Origin of the sequence: Ancrocorticia populi, assembly GCF_003123745.1 — a bacterium.
Classification (GTDB): Bacteria; Actinomycetota; Actinomycetes; order Actinomycetales; family Actinomycetaceae; genus Ancrocorticia; species Ancrocorticia populi.
This window is the reverse complement of record NZ_QETB01000005.1, coordinates 152,734-174,757: the sequence shown is the minus strand read 5'-3', so window position 1 is coordinate 174,757 and position 22,024 is coordinate 152,734. Positions and strand designations below refer to the sequence as shown.

Annotated in this window: 21 protein-coding genes; 1 reads left to right on the top strand and 20 read right to left on the bottom strand. The window is 60.5% G+C overall.

The genetic code is table 11. The features are described 5' to 3' along the window. Nucleotides 1–104 precede the first annotated feature (104 nt). The 10 genes from DD236_RS10010 to DD236_RS09970 form a co-directional block, all read right to left on the bottom strand. On the bottom strand, nt 105–2,408 hold the full coding sequence (locus DD236_RS10010; protein ID WP_109094253.1) for a polyribonucleotide nucleotidyltransferase: 2,304 nt from the start codon (nt 2,406–2,408) through the stop codon (nt 105–107). Nucleotides 2,409–2,547: 139 nt separating this feature from the next. Further along, complete coding sequence (rpsO, locus tag DD236_RS10005) at nt 2,548–2,817, bottom strand: 30S ribosomal protein S15 (RefSeq protein ID WP_109094252.1); 270 nt, start codon at nt 2,815–2,817, stop codon at nt 2,548–2,550. 147 nt (nt 2,818–2,964) lie between these two features. Next, complete coding sequence (locus DD236_RS10000; RefSeq protein WP_109094354.1) at nt 2,965–3,957, bottom strand: bifunctional riboflavin kinase/FAD synthetase; 993 nt, start codon at nt 3,955–3,957, stop codon at nt 2,965–2,967. A 31-nt stretch (nt 3,958–3,988) separates the two neighbouring features. Continuing rightward, entirely contained in the window at nt 3,989–4,147 is a 159-nt protein-coding gene (locus tag DD236_RS12080; RefSeq protein WP_165819894.1) for a hypothetical protein, read from the bottom strand. Between the two features lie 36 nt (nt 4,148–4,183). Further along, nucleotides 4,184–5,143 carry a tRNA pseudouridine(55) synthase TruB gene (gene truB, locus DD236_RS09995; protein WP_109094251.1) on the bottom strand — a complete coding sequence of 320 codons (960 nt, stop codon included), beginning with the start codon at nt 5,141–5,143 and terminating at the stop codon, nt 4,184–4,186. Beyond that, a complete protein-coding gene (rbfA, locus tag DD236_RS09990) occupies nt 5,136–5,579 on the bottom strand; it encodes a 30S ribosome-binding factor RbfA (protein WP_109094250.1) in 444 nt (147 codons plus the stop codon). Before rbfA ends, truB begins: the two co-directional genes overlap by 8 nt. 69 nt (nt 5,580–5,648) lie before the next feature. Next, nucleotides 5,649–8,498 carry a translation initiation factor IF-2 gene (infB, locus tag DD236_RS09985; protein ID WP_109094249.1) on the bottom strand — a complete coding sequence of 950 codons (2,850 nt, stop codon included), beginning with the start codon at nt 8,496–8,498 and terminating at the stop codon, nt 5,649–5,651. Between the two features lie 88 nt (nt 8,499–8,586). Next, nucleotides 8,587–8,859 (bottom strand): YlxR family protein, encoded by a 273-nt coding sequence (locus tag DD236_RS12470; RefSeq protein WP_423716468.1) that lies wholly within the window; start codon nt 8,857–8,859, stop codon nt 8,587–8,589. 123 nt (nt 8,860–8,982) lie between these two features. Next, nucleotides 8,983–9,987 (bottom strand): transcription termination factor NusA, encoded by a 1,005-nt coding sequence (nusA, locus tag DD236_RS09975; protein WP_109094247.1) that lies wholly within the window; start codon nt 9,985–9,987, stop codon nt 8,983–8,985. A gap of 9 nt (nt 9,988–9,996) precedes the next feature. Continuing rightward, the gene (locus DD236_RS09970; RefSeq protein ID WP_109094246.1) at nt 9,997–10,530 is read right to left on the bottom strand and encodes a ribosome maturation factor RimP; all 534 of its coding nucleotides are present in this window, start codon (nt 10,528–10,530) and stop codon (nt 9,997–9,999) included. A gap of 83 nt (nt 10,531–10,613) precedes the next feature. On the opposite strand from DD236_RS09970, the gene DD236_RS09965 reads away from it, so the two are divergent. Further along, complete coding sequence (locus tag DD236_RS09965) at nt 10,614–11,546, top strand: hypothetical protein (RefSeq protein WP_109094245.1); 933 nt, start codon at nt 10,614–10,616, stop codon at nt 11,544–11,546. On the opposite strand, the gene DD236_RS09960 is transcribed toward DD236_RS09965, so the two are convergent. From DD236_RS09960 to pyrH, 10 genes are all read right to left on the bottom strand, one after another. Further along, nucleotides 11,536–13,302, bottom strand: coding sequence for a proline--tRNA ligase (locus tag DD236_RS09960; RefSeq protein WP_243410247.1), 1,767 nt, complete (start codon nt 13,300–13,302; stop codon nt 11,536–11,538). The genes DD236_RS09965 and DD236_RS09960 overlap by 11 nt on opposite strands. A 64-nt stretch (nt 13,303–13,366) precedes the next feature. Further along, nucleotides 13,367–14,227, bottom strand: a complete 861-nt coding sequence (locus tag DD236_RS09955) for a GNAT family N-acetyltransferase (protein WP_109094244.1) — start codon at nt 14,225–14,227, stop codon at nt 13,367–13,369. Between the two features lie 19 nt (nt 14,228–14,246). Next, nucleotides 14,247–15,383 carry a flavodoxin-dependent (E)-4-hydroxy-3-methylbut-2-enyl-diphosphate synthase gene (gene ispG, locus DD236_RS09950; RefSeq protein ID WP_109094243.1) on the bottom strand — a complete coding sequence of 379 codons (1,137 nt, stop codon included), beginning with the start codon at nt 15,381–15,383 and terminating at the stop codon, nt 14,247–14,249. 55 nt (nt 15,384–15,438) lie between these two features. Further along, nucleotides 15,439–16,737, bottom strand: coding sequence for a M50 family metallopeptidase (locus DD236_RS09945; protein ID WP_109094242.1), 1,299 nt, complete (start codon nt 16,735–16,737; stop codon nt 15,439–15,441). Nucleotides 16,738–16,755: 18 nt separating this feature from the next. After that, complete coding sequence (dxr, locus tag DD236_RS09940) at nt 16,756–17,991, bottom strand: 1-deoxy-D-xylulose-5-phosphate reductoisomerase (RefSeq protein WP_243410239.1); 1,236 nt, start codon at nt 17,989–17,991, stop codon at nt 16,756–16,758. Between the two features lie 10 nt (nt 17,992–18,001). Further along, entirely contained in the window at nt 18,002–18,550 is a 549-nt protein-coding gene (locus tag DD236_RS09935) for a DivIVA domain-containing protein (RefSeq protein ID WP_109094240.1), read from the bottom strand. Beyond that, nucleotides 18,543–19,802 (bottom strand): dual-specificity RNA methyltransferase RlmN, encoded by a 1,260-nt coding sequence (gene rlmN / locus DD236_RS09930; RefSeq protein ID WP_423716465.1) that lies wholly within the window; start codon nt 19,800–19,802, stop codon nt 18,543–18,545. The genes DD236_RS09935 and rlmN overlap by 8 nt, the downstream gene beginning before the upstream one ends. Before the next feature lie 51 nt (nt 19,803–19,853). Next, on the bottom strand, nt 19,854–20,699 hold the full coding sequence (locus DD236_RS09925) for a phosphatidate cytidylyltransferase (protein ID WP_109094239.1): 846 nt from the start codon (nt 20,697–20,699) through the stop codon (nt 19,854–19,856). 3 nt (nt 20,700–20,702) lie between these two features. After that, nucleotides 20,703–21,260: a ribosome recycling factor gene (gene frr, locus DD236_RS09920; protein WP_109094238.1), complete on the bottom strand. Its 558-nt coding sequence runs from the start codon at nt 21,258–21,260 to the stop codon at nt 20,703–20,705. Nucleotides 21,261–21,262: 2 nt separating this feature from the next. Next, nucleotides 21,263–22,018: a UMP kinase gene (gene pyrH, locus DD236_RS09915; protein ID WP_109094237.1), complete on the bottom strand. Its 756-nt coding sequence runs from the start codon at nt 22,016–22,018 to the stop codon at nt 21,263–21,265. Between the last annotated feature and the right edge of the window lie 6 nt (nt 22,019–22,024).

Below are 22,024 nucleotides of genomic sequence, written 5' to 3'. Positions count from 1 at the left end.
GCAGCGGGTCATATGCCTAGATTGCGGCCAATCCCACGGCATGACTGTGGGCCCCAACGCTCTTTCGAACGTTGGGGCCCACAGCTGCACTTGGTGCCTAGTACTTACTCGGCGTCAGAGGAGCCTTCGTGCGTACGGCGGCGCTGGCGGGAGCCACGGCGCGAACCGCGCTCGGGACGCTCGCGGCGTGGCTGCTCCTGCTTCTGCTCTTCAGCGGGGGCTTCTTCTTCGCCCTCGACAACCGCGTGAAGCGAGATCTTGCCACGCTGATCCAGCTCGGCAATTTCCACCTCTACGCGATCTCCGACGTTGAGGACATCCTCCACGTTCTCCACACGCTTGCCGCCAACGAGGCGGCGAATCTGGGAGATGTGGAGGAGGCCGTCGCGGCCCGGGGTCAGGGAAACGAATGCACCGAACGTGGTGGTCTTGACCACTGTTCCGATGTAGCGCTCTCCGGCTTCGGGCAACTGGGGGTTGGCGATCGCGTTGATCGTGGTGCGGGCGGCCTCTGCGGAGGTCCCGTCCGATGCACCGATGAACACGGTGCCATCGTCCTCGATCGAAATGTCGGCGCCAGTATCCTCTTGGATCTGGTTGATCATCTTGCCCTTGGGCCCGATCACTTCGCCAATCTTATCTACCGGGATCTTCACCGAGATAATGCGAGGTGCGGTCTCTGCCATCTCGTCCGGGCCATCGATGGCTTCGCTCATGAGGTCCAGAATCGCGAAGCGTGCATCGCGGGCCTGGCTGAGAGCGGCGTCAAGAACGGCGGCGGGGATGCCAGCCAGCTTGGTGTCCAGCTGAAGGGCCGTTACGTACTCGCGAGTTCCGGCAACCTTGAAGTCCATATCGCCAAGCGCGTCCTCTGCACCGAGGATGTCGGTGAGGGAGACGTAGCGGGTTTCACCGTCGATCACGTCGGACACGAGGCCCATAGCGATTCCGGCCACGGGGGCCTTGAGCGGAACGCCCGCGTTCAGAAGCGAGAGCGTAGAGGCGCAGACCGAGCCCATCGAGGAGGAACCGTTCGATCCCATGGTCTCAGAGACCTGTCGGATCGCGTAGGGGAACTCCTCGCGCTCGGGTAGCTGGGACTCCAGAGCGATCTCTGCGAGGTGACCGTGGCCGATCTCGCGACGCTTGGGGGAACCAACTCGGCCGGTCTCACCGGTGGAGTAAGGCGGGAAGTTGTAGTGGTGGATGTAGCGCTTGCGGGTGACCGGAGAAAGGTTATCCAGCTGCTGCTCCATCTTGAGCATGTTGAGCGTGGTGACACCCAGAATCTGGGTCTCGCCGCGCTGGAACAGAGCGGAGCCGTGTACGCGTGGGAGCACGCCGGCCTCTGCCGAGATCGAGCGGATCTCAACGGGGGTACGGCCGTCCATACGCACGCCCTCGGTCAGCACGTGGCGGCGCATGACCTGCTTGAAGTTGGCGTTCACGGCGAGGGCAAGCATGCCCTCTTCCTCCGGGAACTGCTCGGCAAGCTCGGACACAACGGCCGAGGTGAGCTCGTTAAGAGCATCATCACGTTCAGCCTTGGCAACGATGCCGAGGATCGGCTGGAAGCGATCGCCAACCTGCTTCTCTACGGCAGCGTACTGCTCTTCCGTGTAATCGGGGAAGAACGGGTAATCGCCGGTGGGCTTCGCATACTTCTCGATGAGCTCAAGCTGAGCCTCGCACAGGGTGCGGATGACCGGCTTGGCCGCGTTCAGGCCCTGAGCCACAACGTCTTCGGTGGGCTTGGCGCCACCGGACTTGATCGTGGCATCGGCGTTCTCAGGAGCTGAGGCTTCCACCATCATGATGGCAACGTCATCTTCGGTGAGGCGGCCAGCAACCGACATGGAGAATGTGGCGCGATCCAGCTCGCTCCAGTGCGGGAAGGCGATCCACTGGCCATCAACAAGGGCCATGCGGGTGCCACCAACTGGGCCGGAGAACGGCAGACCAGCGAGTGAAGTGGATAGCGATGCGGCGTTGATCGCAAGCACATCGTACTGATCATCCGGATGAATGGACATTACGGTGGCAACGATCTGGACCTCGTTACGCATGCCCTTCTTGAAGGCGGGACGCAGCGGGCGATCGATCTGGCGGGCAGCCAGAATCGCCTCCGTGCCAGGACGGCCCTCACGCCGGAAGAACGATCCGGGGATGTTGCCAGCAGCGTAGGAGCGCTCCTCAACATCAACGGTCAGCGGGAAGAAATCGAAGTGTTCCTTCGGCTTGCTGGACGCCGTGGTGGCGGAGAAGACGGTTGTCTCTCCGTCCAAGTAGGCGAGAGCCGAGCCGTTGGCCTGCTGGGCTAGCCGGCCGATCTCGAAGCGAATGTTGCGTGTGCCGAAATTGCCGTTATCAATAACGGCTTCTGAACTATGTACGTCAGGACCCTCCACAGGGACCCCTTTCTTATCTTGGCACGGCCATCAGTTGAAACCCACGGAAACCTTCCGGAGGACACAACCGACAACCGGGCCTAATTCAACTTGTAGAAATACAGTAAACGGCCCGGGCTAGGCCCGGGCCGTCACTTCGTCACCGGCGCAGGCCGAGACGGGAAATCAATGAACGGTAACGCTCAATATCTTCTTCGGCAAGGTATGCCAGAAGGCGCTTGCGCTGGCCGATGAGAAGCATCAGACCACGACGTGAGTGGTGATCGTGATGATGAGTGCGGAAATGCTCCGTAAGTTCGCTGATTCGTGCACTCAGAAGTGCTACCTGAACCTCAGGTGAACCGGTATCGCCCTCATGCGTTGCATACTCAGCGATGATCTTCTGCTTTTCTTCAGGCTTCAGGGCCATGTTTCTCCTTTAAGGTTCCGTTGCACGGAGCTCCGGGGCATGTTCTCCCAGGCAATGACGCATCCGTGGCCGATCTGACGGCTCCGCTAGTCTAACACTGGTAAATACGTGCGAGTCCTTGCTCCAAGTGTGAAGTTGCACGCCGCACTAAATCGCCGTGACCTCATCGGGATCAACACGCCCTGCGGTTGGCACGCCCAGAGTTAAGGCCGTATTGCGCAGATCCTCATCCATCTGGGAGAGCAGCCCGTCCACCGATTCGAAGGAAACCATCGGGCGAAGGCGCTTAATGAAATCAACGGCTAGCTCTTCGCCGTAGAGGTTGAGATCAGCACGGCCCAGCACGTGGGCTTCAACCGTGCGTTCAACACCATCGAACTGCGGGTTTGTGCCTACGGAGATGGCGGCCGGGAGGTATTCGGCCGCACTTGTGCCGGGTACGTTTCTCACCAGCCATCCGGCATACACACCATCGGCTGGGATCTCGCCCAACTCCTCGCCTTTGAGATTAGCGGTGGGAAAACCCAATTCTCGCCCACGCTGGAATCCGTGCACTACGGCGCCGCGTAGGCGGTGGGGCCTGCCCAAGATTTCTGCAGCCTTTTCTACGTCACCCGCGGCTAACAGCTCGCGCACCCATGTCGAGGACCACCGGCGTCCAGCGGGTTCGCCAAGATCATTGAGGAGGATCACCTCGAAGCCGAGTTTGCTGCCCATATCGATCAGCAGGTCCCCATCCCCGGCGTTGTTCCTGCCGAATCGGGCATCCTCGCCCACCACGATGAGGCTCGCGTGCAGGCCACCCACGAGTTGATCGCGCACGAAGGATTCAGCGGTGGCCTGAGCGTAATCAAGCGTGTAGTGCTGAACGTATACGGCATTGATTCCGGCAGCCGCTAGGCGATCGATGCGATCCTCCAGAGTCGCAACCAACTTGACCGGATGATCCGGACGGTGCACGGTAGCCGGATGCGGGTCAAATGTGAGGGCAACGGACCTTTGCCCCCGTTCCCGGGCGTTGCGCACCGTCTCGGAGAGCACCGCGTGGTGCCCGCGGTGGACTCCGTCAAACACGCCCACAGTCACAACAGTTGGGCCGAGGTCCGCGGGAATATCCTCGGGGTGGCGCCAGACGTCTATTCTGTTCACTTGGACGCCCGCAGCCCCAAATTCAATCGACCATCAGATAGGTCAGCGAATCCCTGAGCCGCCTTTTCCTTGGCTGCAGGGCCGTCAGTGTGGCGAGCAGGACCGCCAGCTTGCCGGGCCCCCGATCCGTGGCCGCCGCACGCTCCGCCGCAACCGCACGTGGATTCTTGCTTCTTCTCATTACTCACGAGTCATACCTTATCGCTTCGGTGGCCCCTCACTGCACGAGTAAGAGATCCGGTTTCATTTTCGATCCGCGCCGGGAGATCAGAGCGACGGCTCGGCCGTTGCATAATGCTGCCGCAGGGGTGTTTTCAGTCTCGCGTCCCGCGATGAACTGGCCGTGGGCAAGCGCGGTTGCTTCTTCCTCGCTCACCTCCACGCACGGCAAGAGCTGGGTACAGAGTGTTGTTATACCGACGACGGGAAGTTCCTCCCCGGCTCGAACCAAGCTCGCGAGCTGAGCCACCGAGTTGGCTTGCCCAACCTCCCATGCTCCAACCCGGGTTCGCCGAAGGAAAGTCAAATGAGCACCGGTTCCGAGCGAATCTCCGACATCACGGGCAAGCGCGCGAACGTAGGTGCCTGCCGAACACCGGACCAAAACGTCCACGTCCAGCACGGGCGTTACCCCGTGCAGTGCCGGGCGGGGTTCACCCACCCGCTCGAATCCTTCGATGTGCACGGGCCTGGCAGCAAGTTCAACCTGCTCACCGGCCCGCACGCGGGCATACGCCCGCTGGCCATCCACCTTCACCGCGCTCACGGAGCTCGGACGCTGCTGGACATCTCCACGTAGCTGCCCGATGGCTCGATCGATCGCAGATGTATCCGATCCGAGGCTCGAAACTCCGCGCACGGCGGTCACCTCGCCCTCGGCGTCCTCGGTGTGGGTGTTCACACCCAGCCGGATGGTCGCGCGGTACTCCTTGTCCGCGCCCGTGACGTACTGCAGCAGTTTCGTTGCCTTACCGATGCCGATGCACAGCACTCCCGTGGCCATGGGATCGAGGGTTCCTGCGTGTCCCACCTTTCGAGTGGCCGCTAATCGCCGCATCGCTCCAACCACATCGTGGCTGGTGACGCCCTGATCCTTATCCACGACGATCAGCCCGTCGGGCGCAGTTGCCTCAGCGCGAGGCAACTCACCCCAGGGCCGTGGCGGCCGGTCAGGCATCTAACTCGTCGCCCTCAATATCCTCGGGCTTGCGGTAGGGATCGGACTCCCCCGCCCACGCAGCTCCCTCGGCGGTCTTCGCAATCTGCTCATCACGGAACTTTGCCGCTGTCAGGGCATCCTCGAAGGTTCGGGCAGACTCCGGCAGTGCGTCCGCAACGAACTCAATCGTTGGTGTCAGGCGAAGACCCAGCTGGTGGCCCACCTGCGAGCGAATGTTCCCCTTGGCCGATTCGAGACCGCGCCGGGCATCTGCCTGCTTCTGGTGATCGCCGTAAACGGTGTAATAGACCGTTGCATGCTGGAGATCGCCGGTCACCTTGACATCGGTGATCGTGACCATGTCCAGCCGGGGATCCTTCAGTCGTGTTGTCACAAGGGAGGCAACAATCTGCTGGATGCGCCCCGCGATACGTGTTGCTCGTGGATTTGGCATGATGCCACCTTTCGGTCGAAACGGCGGGCCACCACTAGGGTAGCCCGCCGCCGATGCTTGCGCGATATGTTAGTCGCGCGCCTTCTCCTGCATTTCGAAGGTTTCGATAATATCGCCTTCTTGGATGTCCTTGTGGCCAAGCGTGATACCACACTCGTAGCCCTCGCGGACCTCCGTAACATCGTCCTTCTCGCGGCGAAGCGAGGCGATCTCCAGTTCTGGAGCAATCACAACGCCATCGCGGACCAAGCGAGCCTTTGTGCCGCGCTTGATCGTGCCGGAGCGCACGATAGAACCAGCAATATTGCCGAACTTGCCTGAACGGAAGACCTGACGGATCTCCGCGCTTCCCAGCTGGACTTCCTGATAGATGGGCTTGAGCATGCCCTTGAGAGCATCCTCCACATCCTCGATCGCCTTGTAGATCACCGAGTAGAACTTCATCTCGATACCCTCGCTGTCAGCAAGCTCCTGAACGCGCTCGGCGGGCCGAACGTTGAAGCCGATGATGACCGCGTTATCCACGGTGGCAAGGTTGACGTCATTCTGAGTGATGGCGCCAACGCCGCGGTGGATGATCTGCAGCTGAACTTCATCGCTGACCTCGACCTCCAGAAGAGAGGACTCCAGTGCTTCGACAGAACCGGAGGCGTCACCCTTGAGGATGAGGTTGAGCGTCTGGACCGTGCCTTCCTTAAGCGCCTCGTTGAGGTTCTCGAGGGAGACGCGCTTGCGGCGCTTGGCCAGTGTCGCGGCACGCTTGGCGGCCTCTCGTTTATCAGCGATCTGACGGGCCGTGCGATCATCGCTCGCAACGATAAAGCTATCGCCTGCGGACGGAACCGCGGACATGCCGAGGATCTGGACGGGACGCGACGGCCCCGCCTCTTCCACGTTAGCTCCAGACTCATCAAACATAGCGCGAACGCGACCGTGAGCGGCGCCCACAACAAGTGGATCGCCAACTCGCAGAGTGCCGGTTTCAACTAGTGCGGTGACAACCGCTCCACGGCCCTGATCCAGCTTTGCCTCGATGGCAACGCCACGAGCGGGCCTGTCCGGATTGGCCTTCGGATCAACCTCTGCGTCAGACGTGTAGAGCACGGCCTCCAGCAGATCGTCGATACCGGTGCGCTGCTTCGCGGAAATATCCACGAACATCGTATCGCCACCGTATTCCTCGGCAACCAAACCATATTCGGTCAGCTGTGCGCGCACCTTGGCGGGGTTGGCCCCCTCCACGTCGATCTTGTTGACCGCAACCACGATCTTGACTCCGGCGGACTGAGCATGGTTCAACGCTTCAACCGTCTGGGGCATCACGCCGTCATCTGCCGCAACCACGAGGATCGCAACGTCCGTAATGTCGGCACCGCGAGCACGCATCTGCGTGAACGCCTCGTGACCAGGGGTATCGATGAAGGTGATGGCACGATCCGTGTCCTCATAATCGATGTGCACCTGATAAGCGCCGATGTGCTGGGTAATGCCGCCGTGTTCGGTCTCCAACACGCGTGCGTGGCGGATCGCGTCCAACAGCTTGGTCTTACCGTGATCAACGTGGCCCATAACCGTGACAACCGGCGGGCGTGCGACAAGGTTCTCATCGTCTTCTGCAGCCTCTTCGGCATCCAGATCGATATCAAACTGCTCGAGGATCTCGCGATCCTCGTCCTCAGCGGACATTACCTGAACGTCGTATCCCAGTTCTGCGCCTAGCAGCTTGAACGTGTCCTCGTCCAGCGACTGGTTCATGGTTGCCATCTCGCCCATACGGAACAAGACGGTGATCAGTGCTGCGGGATCCGCGCCGATACGCTCCGCGAAGTCCCCAAGAGAGGCGCCTTGGCGCACACGCACAACGGTGGTGCCATCGCCGTGGGGAACCTGAACACCCTGAACCATGGGCGAACTCTGGTTCTCCCATTCTTCGCGCTTGACCCGCTTGGACTTGCGCCCACGGGTGGGGCGCCCTCCTTGACGGCCGAACGCGCCGGCGGTTGAACCGCCACGCGACTTACCACCGGAACGGGTGAAGCCACCACCGGTACCCGGACGGCCACCACGGCCACCGCCGCTATTGCCGCCGCGCCCACGGCCTCCACCACGGCTGGGTGAAGAAGGCTGCTGCTCCAAATGATTAGGCATCATGTTGGGGCTGGGGCGAGGACCGCTCGGGCGTGCCTTACCCGCGCCGCCGGAGCGCGAACCGCCGCCCTGCGGGCGCGGGCCGCCGCCTTGGCCTCCGCCTGGACGGGGCATTCCCTGATTCGAAGCGAACGGGTTGTTACCCGGACGCGGAGCATGGGGACGCGGACCGGCTGGGCGGGGCATTCCCTGATTCGAAGCGAACGGGTTGTTACCCGGACGCGGAGCGGAATTGCGTCCGCCACCGCGCTGACCATCGTTCTTGTGACGCCGATCATCGCGACGGCGATCATCACGCTTGGGCTTCGGCGCGTGCGGCTTAGGTGCCGATTTGGCGGCCGACTGTGCGGCGGACTTCGGTGTAATTGGTGAACCACTCGCCTGTGTGGGGTGCGGCTCAGCAGACTCGGTCTTCTCTTCCGCTACTGGCTCCGCAGGGGCGGGCTTAGCCTCAGTTTCAGCGGGCTTGGCCTCAGGTTCAGGCTTTGGCGCAGCAGGCTTAGGGCCTGGCTTCGCCTTGGATTTCGGGGCGGCCTTCTTAGGCTCGCTCTTCTCAGCCTCACCGCTTGGCTTTGCCTTCTTGGCGGCAGGCTTCTTGTTGGAAAGCTCGGGATGAGCTTCCACGTATTCGCGTGCTTTTCGCACAACAGGTGCCTCGATTGTTGACGAGGCTGATTTGACGAACTCACCGGATTCCTTGAGCACTTCGAGCAAGTTCTTACTCGTAATGCCCAATTCTTTCGCGAGCTCATGGACGCGTAACTTGGCCACAGTTCTCCTTCGTAGGGTCTGCGCCACGCGTCAGACCCTTATTGCTGGCAGCTCATCGCTGGGTACTCATTGGGTGCCCATCGGGTTCCTACCCGCTTTCTTTTTCTCGGGTCAGCTCGGGCGCATCCACGCCTGAGCTCTTGTTGTCTAGCCATCGGCTTACGGGCTCACAATCCAGCCCGCTCTTGCGGAAGGCTCGATCAAATCCATGAGTCCGTATTGCACGGTTCAAGCAGCTTGAATTCGGATGAATCCACGCTCCCCTACCCGCAGCATTGCCCTTCTCATCTACCTGACAGGCAGTGTTAACGGCAACGATCCGAACTAGATGTTTCACGGCATCGACCTCACGGCAGCCCACGCATGTGCGCTGTGTTTGAGTCACAGAGGCTCCCACCTATTGGTCAACCGTATGTATCCTAACGTGTTTGGGCACAAAATGCCCACGGCCGAGCGCAAGGTCACTCAATGGCCGGATAGAGGGCTAGATCTCCTGCTCCTCCTCCGCCAGAGGATCCTCCGACTTCTTGCGAATGTCAATGGACCAGCCGGTCAGCTTAGCTGCGAGCCGAACGTTCTGTGCCTCTTTCCCAATGGCAAGTGAAGTCTGCTCATCCGGGACAATGGCGCGGGCCTGCCGCTGATCGCGGGAGAGGATATCCACACGCAAAACCTTTGCCGGGGAAAGGGAGGCAGCGATAAACGTTGCCTGATCATCGTCATAATCAACGATATCGATCTTTTCCCCATTGAGCTCTGTGGTGATGGCACGTACGCGCTGACCGTTATGGCCGATGCAGGCACCCTTAGCGTTGAGATCGGCATCAGCCGTCCACACAGCCACCTTGGAGCGGTGACCAGCTTCGCGCGCCAGAGCAACCAGTTCTACCGTACCGTCCTGAATTTCGGGAACTTCCTGCTCGAAGAGTCGACGGACGAAATCTGGGTGGCTGCGCGAAAGCCTCACTGAGGCGCCGCGCGGAGTCACGGTTACATCCAGCACGAGCGCTCGAATGTGATCGCCATGATGGAAATGTTCGGTTGGAACCTGCTCCTCGGAGCGCAGTACCGCTTCGTGTTCACCCACATCCACGCGGATGTCGCGGGATTCGCTGCGTGTACTGGCCTGCTGGACCACGCCGGAAACGATTTCGCCCTGCTTGCCCTTGAATGAGCCGAGCACGCGATCCGATTCGGCATCCCGCAGGCGCTGAGCGATGATCGACTTTGCAGTGGCCGTCGCGATTCGCCCGAAATCTCCTGGAGTATCGTCGAACTCCCCGATCTTGTTGCCCTCATCGTCAACCTCGGGTGCCCACACAGTCACTTTGCCGGTTGTCCGGTCCATTTCTACGCGGGCTTCACGGATAGCTCCGGGCACACGCTGGTAGGCGTGCAACAGGGCATCCTCGATGGCCTCGACCAAGACGCCAACGCTGATTCCCAGCTCACTCTCCACGATGCGGAGTTCATTCATCTGAATATCCATGGCGTTTCCCTAGTCCTCCGAGTCCGCTTGAGAATTGCTCAGTTCAACGTGAACGCGCGCGCTCTCAATATCTGACAACGCCCAAGTATATGTTCCTTCATCGCCTTTGAGGTACAGAGTGTCTCCCTCAACCGATTCGAGGCGCCCGATCTTCGCAGTTCCGTCAGCACCTCGGATGGAGATGAGCCGTCCAACAGAACGGGAGAAATGACGCGGCGTTGTCAGCACCCGATCAGCCCCGGGCGTTGAGACTTCAAGCGTGTAGGCGCCTTCAACAAGATCCACATCGTCCAGCCTAGCTGAGATCAGCCGCGAAACGGCCCCGAGTGAATCCGAATCTACTCCGCCCGGGCCGTCGGGCAGATCTACCACGATCTTCACAACCGCCCGGTTCCCGGCCCTGCCCACTTTAACGGACTCCAAATAGAGATTCTCTCCGGTCACGATGGGTTCAATAGCCACAGCGATCGACGACGACAGTGCGTCATTGTCGCGGCGCTTATCGGTATGCGGCTTGCGATTACGTTGTGAGGACTTTGCCATGGGGTCAAGACTACCCGCCCCCATAGCGTCCGTTGAAATGAGTCCTTCGTGTGTAACAACACCCGGCATGGCAAGATGGCAGCATGCAGCAATCACAGGAGAAGGGCTCAACCCTCCGATTCATCGTTGGAGTCCTCATCGGAATCGCCATTTTCGCCGGAGCCATCGTGGCAATGGGCGGCCGCTGGGAAAATGTGGATCTCACCCCCGAAGAACCCACAGCCGAAGAAAGTGCCCGCCAGTCACTGGCCGTTGAAGCTCGCAACATCAGCGATTCTGCTCAACATCTCCTCGATTCATCTCCAGATTCGATGGAACTTGCTGCGATCCATGACACCGCTTCCGCCTACGTAGAACAGTTAGGCGGAGTATGGGTACCGTGGCCCTCCGGCGCCCCGTCCGGATATACCAACCCGCCCCTAGAGACGGCGGCACCAGCCGAAGCCTCAGGAGATCAACTGCTGACGGCCCTAGAGGAGTTCTCGGACTCCGCCCTAGCAACCATGGATTCGGCCGAACCGGAAAGCCAGACACTGCTGGCCTCGATGGCCCTCAGCTCGAAGCTCTTGGCGGGCAACTACGCGGATAGCAGAGGCTCCAGTGCAAGCTGCGGAGAGCTGGACATCACCGCGGCTGCCCAAGTGTCCGCCACCCCCGAACTCCTGACCGTGGCAGATAACTCGCGTCAGTGGATCGAAACGGACACGGCCCGCATGGACTCCGATTCTAGGGAAGCAGAAGTTGCCCGAGTCGAATCCCTGAACTCCTTCATCGAGGCGATGCTAGCCACCGGCCTAGCTGATGATCGCGAGGCGTTCGCAGCTTACCCCACACTCTCCGAGGAAGAGACCTATACGCAGGTGGGACTGAGCGACCTTTCGAGTTCACTCGTCTCCGCAGCAGCGAGCGCCAGTGGAGATGATCGCAGCGCGATTATCTCCTACGCCTGCTCGCTGTATGTAAGCCCGGCAGAGCGTTCCGCGGCCCTGCCATTCCCCGGCCTAACTACGCCTTAAACTCCGCGAACTTCGCAACGGCCTCGCCCACGGGAACCTCAACGCGTTCCCCGGTGCGCCGGCTACGCAGCTCCACGGTGCCATCGGCAAGCCCGCGGCCCACCACCACACCATATGGAACGCCAAGCAACTCGAAGTCCTTGAACTTCACGCCGGCAGAAACCTTCTTGCGGTCATCGACCAACACCTCGATACCTTCGGCCTCAAATTCGCGAGCAAGCGCGTCCGCCTTCTCGAAAAGCTCATCGCCCTTGCCCGTCACGAGGATCTGTACGGTAGCCGGAGCGATCTCCTCGGGCCACACGAGCCCAGCCTCATCGTGGTTGAACTCCGCTAGCGCGGCCAATGTCCGCGTCACGCCCAGTCCATAGGAACCCATGGTGACGATCTGACTCTTGCCGTTCTGGTCGAGCACCTTGAGGTCAAGGGCCTCGGAGTACTTCCGGCCCAGTTCGAAGATGTGGCCGAGTTCGATACCGCGAGCGATCTCAAGCGGTCCCGAGCCATCAGGGGCCTCATCTCCGGCCACTACCTCCGCGGCCTCGATGGTTCCGTCCGCTTCGAAGTCGCGGCCGTACACGAGATTGAAGACGTGCTTGTTGGGCTCGTTGGCGCCGGTGATCCATGCGCTGCCACGGGCCACGTGAGGATCGATGAGGTAGCGTAGCGCCATCGGTTCATCCTCGGAGCGCCGCGCGCTTTGCGGCCCGATTACCTCTGGGCCGATATACCCCGGTACTAGTTCGGGGAACGCCTTGAGATCCTCGGGCGTTGCCATCTCTACTTCGGCGGGGGCAAGGGACGCCTCCACGCGCTTCATATCCACATCGCGCTCACCCGGTAGCCCGATGATGAGGAGCTCGCGCTCCCCCGCTGGGTGCGTCAAGGTCACCACAACGTTCTTCAGGGTGTCTGCGGCCTCCCATGCACGGTCAACGCGGGGACGCAGATCATTGGCCACCGCCACAAGAGTCTCAATGGTTGTCGCGTCGGGCGTATCCACCGGCTCCGGCGCTGGAACACCCGCGTAATCCAGCTCCGGCAGTGGCGGCGTCGTGACGGCTTCCGTGTTGGCGGTGTAGCCGCCCGGAGAGCGAACGAAAGTGTCCTCGCCGATCTCGCACGGGAACAGGAACTCCTCGGAGCGCGATCCGCCCATAGCCCCGGACATTGCCCGGCAGATGGCGATGGGCAGCCCCAGCCTCTGGAAGATCTTCTGATAGGACTCACGCATGGTGAAGTAGGTGGCGTCAAGCCCGTCGTCGTCGATATTAAACGAGTAGGCGTCCTTCATCACGAACTCGCGCCCACGAATAACCCCCGCCCTCGGGCGGGCCTCGTCCCGGTACTTCGTCTGAATCTGGTACAAAACAACCGGAAGATCCTTGTATGAGGAGTACAGATCCTTGACGAGAAGCGTAAACATCTCCTCGTGGGTTGGCGCCAGAAGATAATCGGCTTCCTTGCGGTCTTTCAGCTTAAACACGGTGGGCCCGTACTCAGTCCAGCGGTTTGTAGCCTCATAGGGCTCGCGCGGAAGAAGGCCTGGAAAAAGCACCTCTTGGGCACCCATGGCGTCCATCTCTTCGCGGACGATCGTCTCCAGCTTGGAGAGGACCTTCAGCCCGAGCGGCAACCACGTGTAGATTCCAGGGGCGACCCGGCGGATATAACTACCCCTGACAAGGAGCTTGTGGCTTGCCACCTCTGCATCGGCAGGATCCTCGCGCAGGGTGCGGACAAATAGCGTAGACATTCTGAGCACGTCACTAGCATACTCAACCAAGCCGATTTGCCTAATATCAGACCGCGCATCGGCCCTAGAGCAACACCGTTGCCCATTCACCCACGATGCGGAAGCCAACACGCTGATATACCTTGACAGCGGCCGGGTTGAAATCGTTGACGTACAGCGCAACCAACGGACTGAAGGTAGCGCGCACCTGATCCACAACGGACGCCATAGCCGCCCCACCAATACCCCGGTTTCGCATGTCGGGAGCCACCCACACACCCTGAATCTGGGACACCCCGCCAGCCAGAGCCCCCACATCCGCTTTGAAAATCACACGCGATCCCGGGCCATCCAACGCAGGGCCAAGCTTCACGTACGTCATGCCATCGCGAATCAGACGCGCCGCGCGGCTCGCGTATGAATTGCCGTAAGCGGTGGGATCGTAGCCTACCTCCTCGGTGAACATGGCAACGGATGCGGGAAGAACAAGCCCGTGTTCGGCCGGGCGCGCCGGGCGGACCTCGGGATCGGGCTCCAAGAGCGGAGGATGATCGATCACCATGGAGAACTGACGCGGCCTCACCTCGCGCGCGGGCCCCCACGTATACTGCAACAGATCCCAGAGGCTGAGGACCTGATCGGCCGGGCCCACGAGCGAACCGCCCAGCTTTCCGTGCCCCAACACAGTATTGGCCAAGCTCTCCAAGCCATCGCTGTCAAAGCCCAAAGGAATAAGGTTGCCCGAATCCCAGGCAAGCGCCTGGATGTCGCGGCTTCCTGGTGCCAGCTGCGCGAGCGCGCTGGAAGGGCCGATCCCCATACGGTCAACATTTGCGCGAGCCAGCACGGAATCTACCGGGTTCCGATCAAGGAACTCGATCGCTCTGGATTTGTCCGCTCCGTACAAGCGGCGCAGAGCCGTGGTAGATCTACTTGGCCAACGCATCAAACTCCAACCTGGGTGGTTAGTACGCCACCACGTCTACATGTCCATCGCTGCCTTCGCCCATATCCTCCGCCATCTGATTGGCGTAGCGCAGCAGCGTCTCAACAATGGCATCCTCGCGCACGGTTTCCACCACTTTCCCGCGTACAAAAATCTGGCCCTTGCCGTTACCGGAAGCACACCCGAGATCCGCCTCGCGCGCCTCCCCCGGTCCGTTCACCACGCAGCCCATCACTGCCACGCGGATGGGGGCGGTGATGTCCTTCAGACCATTTTCGACCTTTTCGGCAAGCTCCCACACATCAACCTGGGCGCGGCCGCATGAGGGACACGAGACGATCTCCATCTTGCGCTCGCGCAGTCCCATGTATTCCAAAATCTTCGTACCCACCTTGACCTCCTCAACGGGAGGCGCGGACAGGGAGACTCGGATAGTATCGCCGATTCCCTCGGCCAGAAGCGCTCCGAACGCGGTGGCAGACTTAATGGTGCCTTGGAAGGCAGGGCCGGCCTCCGTCACACCTAGGTGCAACGGCCAATCCCCCTGCTCAGAAAGCTGGCGGTATGCCTCCACCATCGTCACCACGTTGTGGTGTTTAACAGAGATCTTGAAATCCTTAAATCCCTGCTCCTCGAACAGGCTCGCCTCCCACACCGCCGATTCCACGAGCGCCTCGGGGGTTGCCGATCCGTACTTCTTCAGCAGCCGCGGATCCAGCGATCCAGCGTTAACGCCGATACGCAACGAGACCCCGTGGTCCGTTGCGGCCTCGCAAATCTCCTTGACGCGATCGTCAAACTTGCGGATGTTTCCTGGGTTGACGCGCACGGCGCCACAGCCGGCTTCGATGGCGGCGAAGACGTACTTGGGCTGGAAATGGATATCCGCAATCACGGGGATACGCGACTGCTTCGCGATAATGGGGAGCGCCTCGGCATCCTTATCGGTTGGGCACGCCACGCGCACGATATCGCAGCCAGCCGCCGTTAGCTCGGCAATCTGCTGGAGCGTGGCTCCGATATCATGCGTTTTCGTGGTTGTCATTGACTGCACGGAAACAGGCGCGCTGCCGCCCACGGCAACGTCACCAACCTGAATCTGACGGGTCGTTTTTCGTGGGGCCAGCACGGGGGCTTCGGGGCGCACGCTTGGCATTCCTAGAGCAATACTCACGCGCCCCAGTATTCCACTTTCTCCAGCGAGGTGGGAGTCAGAAGATCGGGTTGACAATGTCTGCAACAATCAGGAGAACAGTCATGAGAATAAAGGCGAAAGCCACGATATAGCCGAATGGCATGAGGCGCGCGATGTCAACGGGGCCTGGATCTGGTTTCCCTCGCAGCTGAGCGAAGCGGCGTCGCACTCCTTCGTAGGCGGCACCCACGATATGCCCGCCGTCTAATGGGAGCAGCGGAAGCAGGTTGAAGAGGAAGAGGCTGATGTTAAGTGAGGCGATAAGGAGGAGCAGGTCACCTATCCGAGCCGATAACCCATAGGCGTCCTGATCGGAGCTCGTGATGTTCCCGGCAAGATCGGCCGCCCCCACGATGCCCATAACACCGCTTGACGCCCGGTCATCCCCCGTAATCAGCCCGGTCGCGGTATTCCATAGGTCTCCAGGCAGTTTCGCGATTACCTGCGCGGTACCGCTTGTGAGATCCCACAGTTCGCCCGGGATTTCGGTAAGGGACACGCGTTCGTGGGTGTAGGCCGGGCCAATACCCACGTAGGGTCGTTGTTCGGTCAAGACTTCGCCGTTGGCATCCGTAGCCACTTCGCCGTTTTCGCCGACGACGGGACGTTCCGCCAATGTCGGCGTAACAACAAGGGTCTTCTCTGTGCCATCGCGCTCAACCACAACGTTGACGGGATTCGCGTCACCCGCCGCGATAGTCTGCTGGATATCGTCCCAATCAGAAACGGGCGTGCCGTCCCACGAGACAATGACGTCCTCCGGCATAATCCCGGCCTGCGCCCCTGGAGCGGGTGGATCACCCTCTTCACACCTATCGGAATCGGTGACGCACGTGCTCACCGTGGAGATCTGATTGGAAGGTTGAAGAATGCCAATGCCACAGAACACCACCGCGAGCAGCACGCCGGCGATAAGGAAGTTCATGACCGGGCCGCCAAACATGACGATAAGGCGCTTGCCAGCGCCGAGCCTCCAGAATGCATGGGGTTCCTCGGTGAGGGTAAGTTCGGCGGCGCTCGCGCGGCGGGTTTCTTCGGCGATAGTCACTTCGCCCTTGCGATTGACCTGCTTACGGCTTTCTGCGCCGGGCCATACCATTCCTGCAAGCCGGACGTAGCCGCCCAACGGAAGAGCTTTCAACCCGTACTCCGTACCACCCTTCGTGGTGGACCAGATCGTTGGGCCGAACCCAATGAAGTACTGGGGAACCTTAACGCCAAACTTCTTGGCTGGAAGCAGATGTCCCACTTCGTGTAGCCCAACTGATACCAGAAGGCCAACAATCAATAAGAGGATTCCGGGAAGCGATCCCACAATCTATCGCCTCCTGAGTTAAGCGCGGCGTGCCATCACCTCATGGGCGCGTGAGCGTGCCCATCTTTCGGTGCCAAGCACCGTTTCCAGATCGAGGATGCCTCGTTCTCCTGAGAATTCACTCAAAACCTCGGACACGGTATCTGTGATGCTGAGGTATGGGAGCTTGCCCTCCAAGAAGGCGGCCACGCATTCCTCGTTGGCGGCGTTGAGGACTGCCGGGTGCAACGGTGAGGCTGTCACCGCTGCCCGGGCCAGGGACACAGCGGGAAAAGTCTCATCGTCAAGAGGCTCAAAAGTCCACGAAACGGGCGCATCCCACGCGTTGGGCGTGCTGATTTGCTCTAGCCGCTCGGGCCACGAGAGCCCAAGCGCGATCGGCAGGCGCATGTCTGGCGGCGATGCCTGCGCGATTGTTGCCCCATCGGCGAACTCCACCATGGAGTGGATCACCGATTGGGGATGCACAACCGGCACGATGTTTTCCGGGGCCACATCGAAAAGGTAGGCGGCCTCGATGAGTTCCAGCCCCTTGTTCATGAGTGTCGAGGAGTTGATGGTGACCACGGGTCCCATCTTCCACGTAGGGTGGTCTAGTGCCTCGGCGGGCGTCACGCGCGCGAGTTCGCTGCGATGGCGGCCCCGGAATGGCCCTCCCGAGGCGGTCAGGATGATTCGCTTGACCTCGCTGGTCCCATCCACGTGTTGCGAACACAGGCCGCGGTGATGCACGCCCGAACGCAGAGATTGGACGATGGCCGAATGCTCGGAATCCACAGGCACGATCTGGCCCGGGCGCACCATCGCCTCTGCAATGAGGCCGCCACCCACCACGAGTGATTCCTTATTGGCGAGTGCAAGAGTGACTCCGCTAGCTAAGGCCGCGAGTGTTGGACGCAGACCCACAGATCCGGTGATGCCGTTGAGCACCACCGTTTGGACTGGGTCAACGGGCCGATTCTGCCCAGCGCCGGCCGCGATTTCAGACATCGCGTCTGGCCCGCCGATCACGCGCGCGCTCGCGCCCAGATGCTCACTCAGCTCGGGAACGCGCGCCTCATCTGCTACCGCAACAACCGGAACTGCGAATTCTTGTACCTGTTGGGCTAGGAGATCAAGGTTGGCACCGCCTGCACCAAGGGCCACCACATCGTAGCGTGCCCTATTACGCCGTATAACATCGAGCGCCTGCGTGCCGATCGATCCGGTGGAGCCGAGGATGATAACGCTGCGTGTTCGCGATGATTCAGTCACGGCCCGGCCCCTATTCCACGGCAACAAGGACCGTGATAGCTCGCTCGATGTACACATCCACTACGGAGACGTCGTAGCCCTTACTATCCTTGGCCTGATCAAACACGGCGTCTCGTAGTTCGCTCGACGTCAGAGAACGCTTACCGTCAAAGTATTCCATGAGCCGATCCATGAGCTCATCGACATCCGATTTGAGGTAGCCCCATCCCGTGGCATCAGAAAAGCGTTCCCCTTGGGGGCGGAGCAGGCGCGGATAAAGGCTCTTGGCATCCTCATAGGTCTTGTTTAACCACGTGCTTTCACCGCGCTCACGCACCACGTTGGCGCGCCTGCGCTGAATAAAGGCTGCTTCGAGGCGATCCATCGCCGCATCAACAAGCTTTGGGTCATAGCCGTGGCGCACGCGAGAGAAACCTGCGTTGCGGACAGACTGTTCGTTCAGATCGTAGTTCCCCCGCCCCGCATAGGCCGTTTTAGCTTCGGCTAGGAATTCGTCAACTTCAATAGGGTCATAGCCCCAACCAAAGCGGCCAACACGCTCGAAGGTATCGTTACTCATCAGCCTCGTGCTCCTCCCCATTATTAATCGCGGCCATCACCCGCTCGGCCGCTGCAGCAGCCTTCTGGGCACGGGCAGAATTTCCCTTGACCTCGGCGGCAAGCTGCCCGCATGCGCCATCGATATCAGAACCACGGGTATCCCGGATGGTTGTAGGGATACCTGAGGCTTCAAGAGTATCAACGAAAACCTGTTGGGTTTCCGGCAGGCTCGCCGTCCAAATGGATCCGGGAGTTGGGTTCAACGGAATTGGATTGACATGAACCCAGCCGCGGCCACGCGCGTTCAACTCATCAGCAAGAAGCTGGGCGCGCCACTGGTGATCGTTCATGTCTTTGATGAGTGCGTATTCGATCGAAACACGCCGCCCGGTCTTTTCGAAGTAGCGGCGCGCCGAATCCAGCAGCTTCTTCACATTGAAGCGGGAGTTCAGTGGAATCAGCGGATCACGCAAGCCGTCATCGGGAGCGTGAAGAGATACGGCAAGCGTTACGGGAAGGCCCTCATCGGCAAGCTTGTCGATAAGGGGAACCATGCCCACCGTGGATACGGTGACGCCGCGAGCAGAGATACCTAGTCCAGACGGGGACGGCTCGATCATGCGGTGCAGGGCGGCCTGAACCTGACGCCAGTTCGCCAGCGGTTCTCCCATTCCCATAAAGACGATGTTGGACACGTGGGTGGGCCCACCGGCCAGATCCCCAGATTCGGCGGCCACCATGCCCATTCTGACCTGTTCAACGATCTCCCCGGTGGACAGGTTGCGGGTAAGCCCTCCCTGTCCGGTGGCGCAGAATGGACAGGCCATCCCGCAGCCCGCCTGAGACGAGATGCACAGCGTGGCGCGCCCCGGATAGCGCATGAGGACCGTTTCCACCATCGCACCATCAAACATCCGCCAGAGTGACTTAATGGTCTTTCCCTGATCGGCCCGAAGATCGCGAACCTTCGTCAGAAGGGGCGGCAGAAAGGAGTCAACGATCTCCTCTCGCTTACCGGCCGGAAGATCGCTCATCGCATCAGCCGTGGCCTCGTGGCGCTCAAAGTAGTGGCGCGAGAGCTGGTCCGCACGGAAAGCTGGCAAACCCGCCTCTTTCATGGCCTTCTTACGTGCGTCAAGAGTGAGGTCCGCAAGGTGCGTGGGCGGCTTGCCCTTGCTTGCGGGCTTCATGGTGAAAACGGGCATGGGGCCCGATTCAACTGCGGGCATCACTTGCCGCGTGGATGCCTTCGGATACTTCGGAGAATTCATAGCCCTGCTATTGTCCCACGGAAGGCCGCCTTGCGGGATGTGGCAGTGCTCCTACCATGACATGATGAGGTAGCAGAATGGCGCCCACATAAGTATCGAATCAATACGATCCATCATGCCGCCGTGGCCAGGAAAGATCGATCCCATGTCCTTCACGCCCAGATCGCGCTTCAGTAGGGACTCGCACAGATCGCCCAAGGTGGAGCATGCTACCGCCGCAAAAGCCACGATTAGCGCTAAATACCAAGGCTGGCCAAGAACGCCGTACACCAGCACGAGCGCCACCGCCAGAGCACAAACTACGGAACCCGCGAACCCTTCCCACGATTTCTTAGGAGAAATACTGGGGCTCATGGGGTGCTTACCCCAAAGGACTCCGAATGCCCAGCCGCCGGTATCGTTCGCTACAGGCATGAGGATGAGCAACGTGACCATCCATACCGGATCATTCAGAAACGCGAGGGCAACCGCAAAGCACCCGAGCAAGGCAATCCAGGCCAGAGCAAAGATCGCCGCCAGAACATCCCGGGGCGCCCGCTCAGAGCCGTCGATTACGCACCATAGGAACACAGCCGCAACCGAGAGCAGGAAGGCGATCAGTCCCCCGCCCAAGCCCTCGATCCAAGTGGCCGCAACCATCGTGATCGCCCCAACCCACTGTGGCACTACCGGAATGCGTACGTTACGCGCGAGGAAGGCGCCAGCGATCTCCCAAAGGCCAATGCAGATCGCAACGGCCACCAGAACCGCGAAGAGCTCCATGCGCCACAGTACTGAGAGCGCAACAAGTCCCAGTAGAACAACTGCCGTAGGTACGGCGGCTTTAAGGTTTCGCCCCGCCTTGGAGGTTGATTTAGCCGGAGGCTGAGGAGGGTGAGGGGCAAGCCGTTCAAACACCGGTTAGACCTCTAGAAGATCCTTCTCCTTGGCCTCAAGCAGCTTATCCACCTGATCCACGAAACGCTTCGTGAGCTGGTCAAGTTCGGATTCGGCGCGCACAACGTCATCTTCGCCAGCGTCCCCATCCTTCTTAATCTTGTCTAGGGCTTCCTTCGCCTTGCGGCGAATGGAGCGGATTGAGACTCGGGCGTCCTCTGCCTTCGCCTTAGCCATCTTCACGTAGTCCTTGCGGCGCTCTTCGGTCAGAGAGGGCAGCACGCATCGGATCACGTTGCCATCATCCGTGGGATTCACACCCAGATCCGCGGCCCGAATGGCCTTATCGATTGCGGCCATCGCCGTGCGGTCAAACGGGCTGATCAGCACGGTACGTGCCTCGGGAACCGTCACCGAAGCGAGCTGCTGGAGCGGTGTGGGCGCGCCGTAGTAATCCACGAGTATTGGCGTGAACATACCAGCGTTGGCCCGTCCGGACCGGATATTGGTGAAATCATGGCGGGCCACATCAATGGCCTTCTCCATCTTCTCCTCGGCTTCAAGGAGCTCATCATCGATCATTACTACTCTTCCTCCTGCTTATCTTCAGTGACAAGCGTACCGATCTTCTCGCCGCGAAGCGCTCGGGTCACATTGGTTGATTCGCCCATACCGAAAACGCGCATGGTCAGGTGATTGTCGCGGCACAGCGAAAATGCCGCTGCGTCCACCACGCGCAGGCCCTGAGCTAGGGCATCGCCGTAGGTGAGACACTCCAGTTTCTGAGCGGTGGGGTCCAGCTTAGGATCCGCGCTATAGATCCCGTCAACGCCGTTCTTCCCCACAAGGATCTCATCGCAGTGCAGCTCTAGAGCGCGCTGAGCGGAGACGGTATCCGTGGAGAAGTAGGGCATTCCCGCGCCCGCACCGAAGATGACCACGCGTCCTTTCTCCAAATGGCGAATAGCCCGGAGCGGAACATAAGGTTCGGCGATCTGCGTCATCTGGATGGCGGTCTGTACACGAGCTGGCGTTCCCGTTTTTTCAATGAAGTCCTGAAGCGCGATCGCGTTCATCACGGTGCCCAGCATGCCCATGTAGTCCGCGCGCGCACGGTCCATACCGCGCTGCTGGAGTTCGGGGCCGCGGAAGAAGTTCCCGCCGCCCACCACGATGGCAACCTGAACGCCATCGGCCACCGCCTCAGAGATTTCGCCCGCGATGCGAGTCAGAACGTCAGCATCGAGCCCAACGGCACCTCCGCCAAACATTTCGCCTGAAACCTTTAGTAGTACACGCCGCACGCTATCCTCGTTGTGATCGCCTAATACTGAGCTCACGGGCTA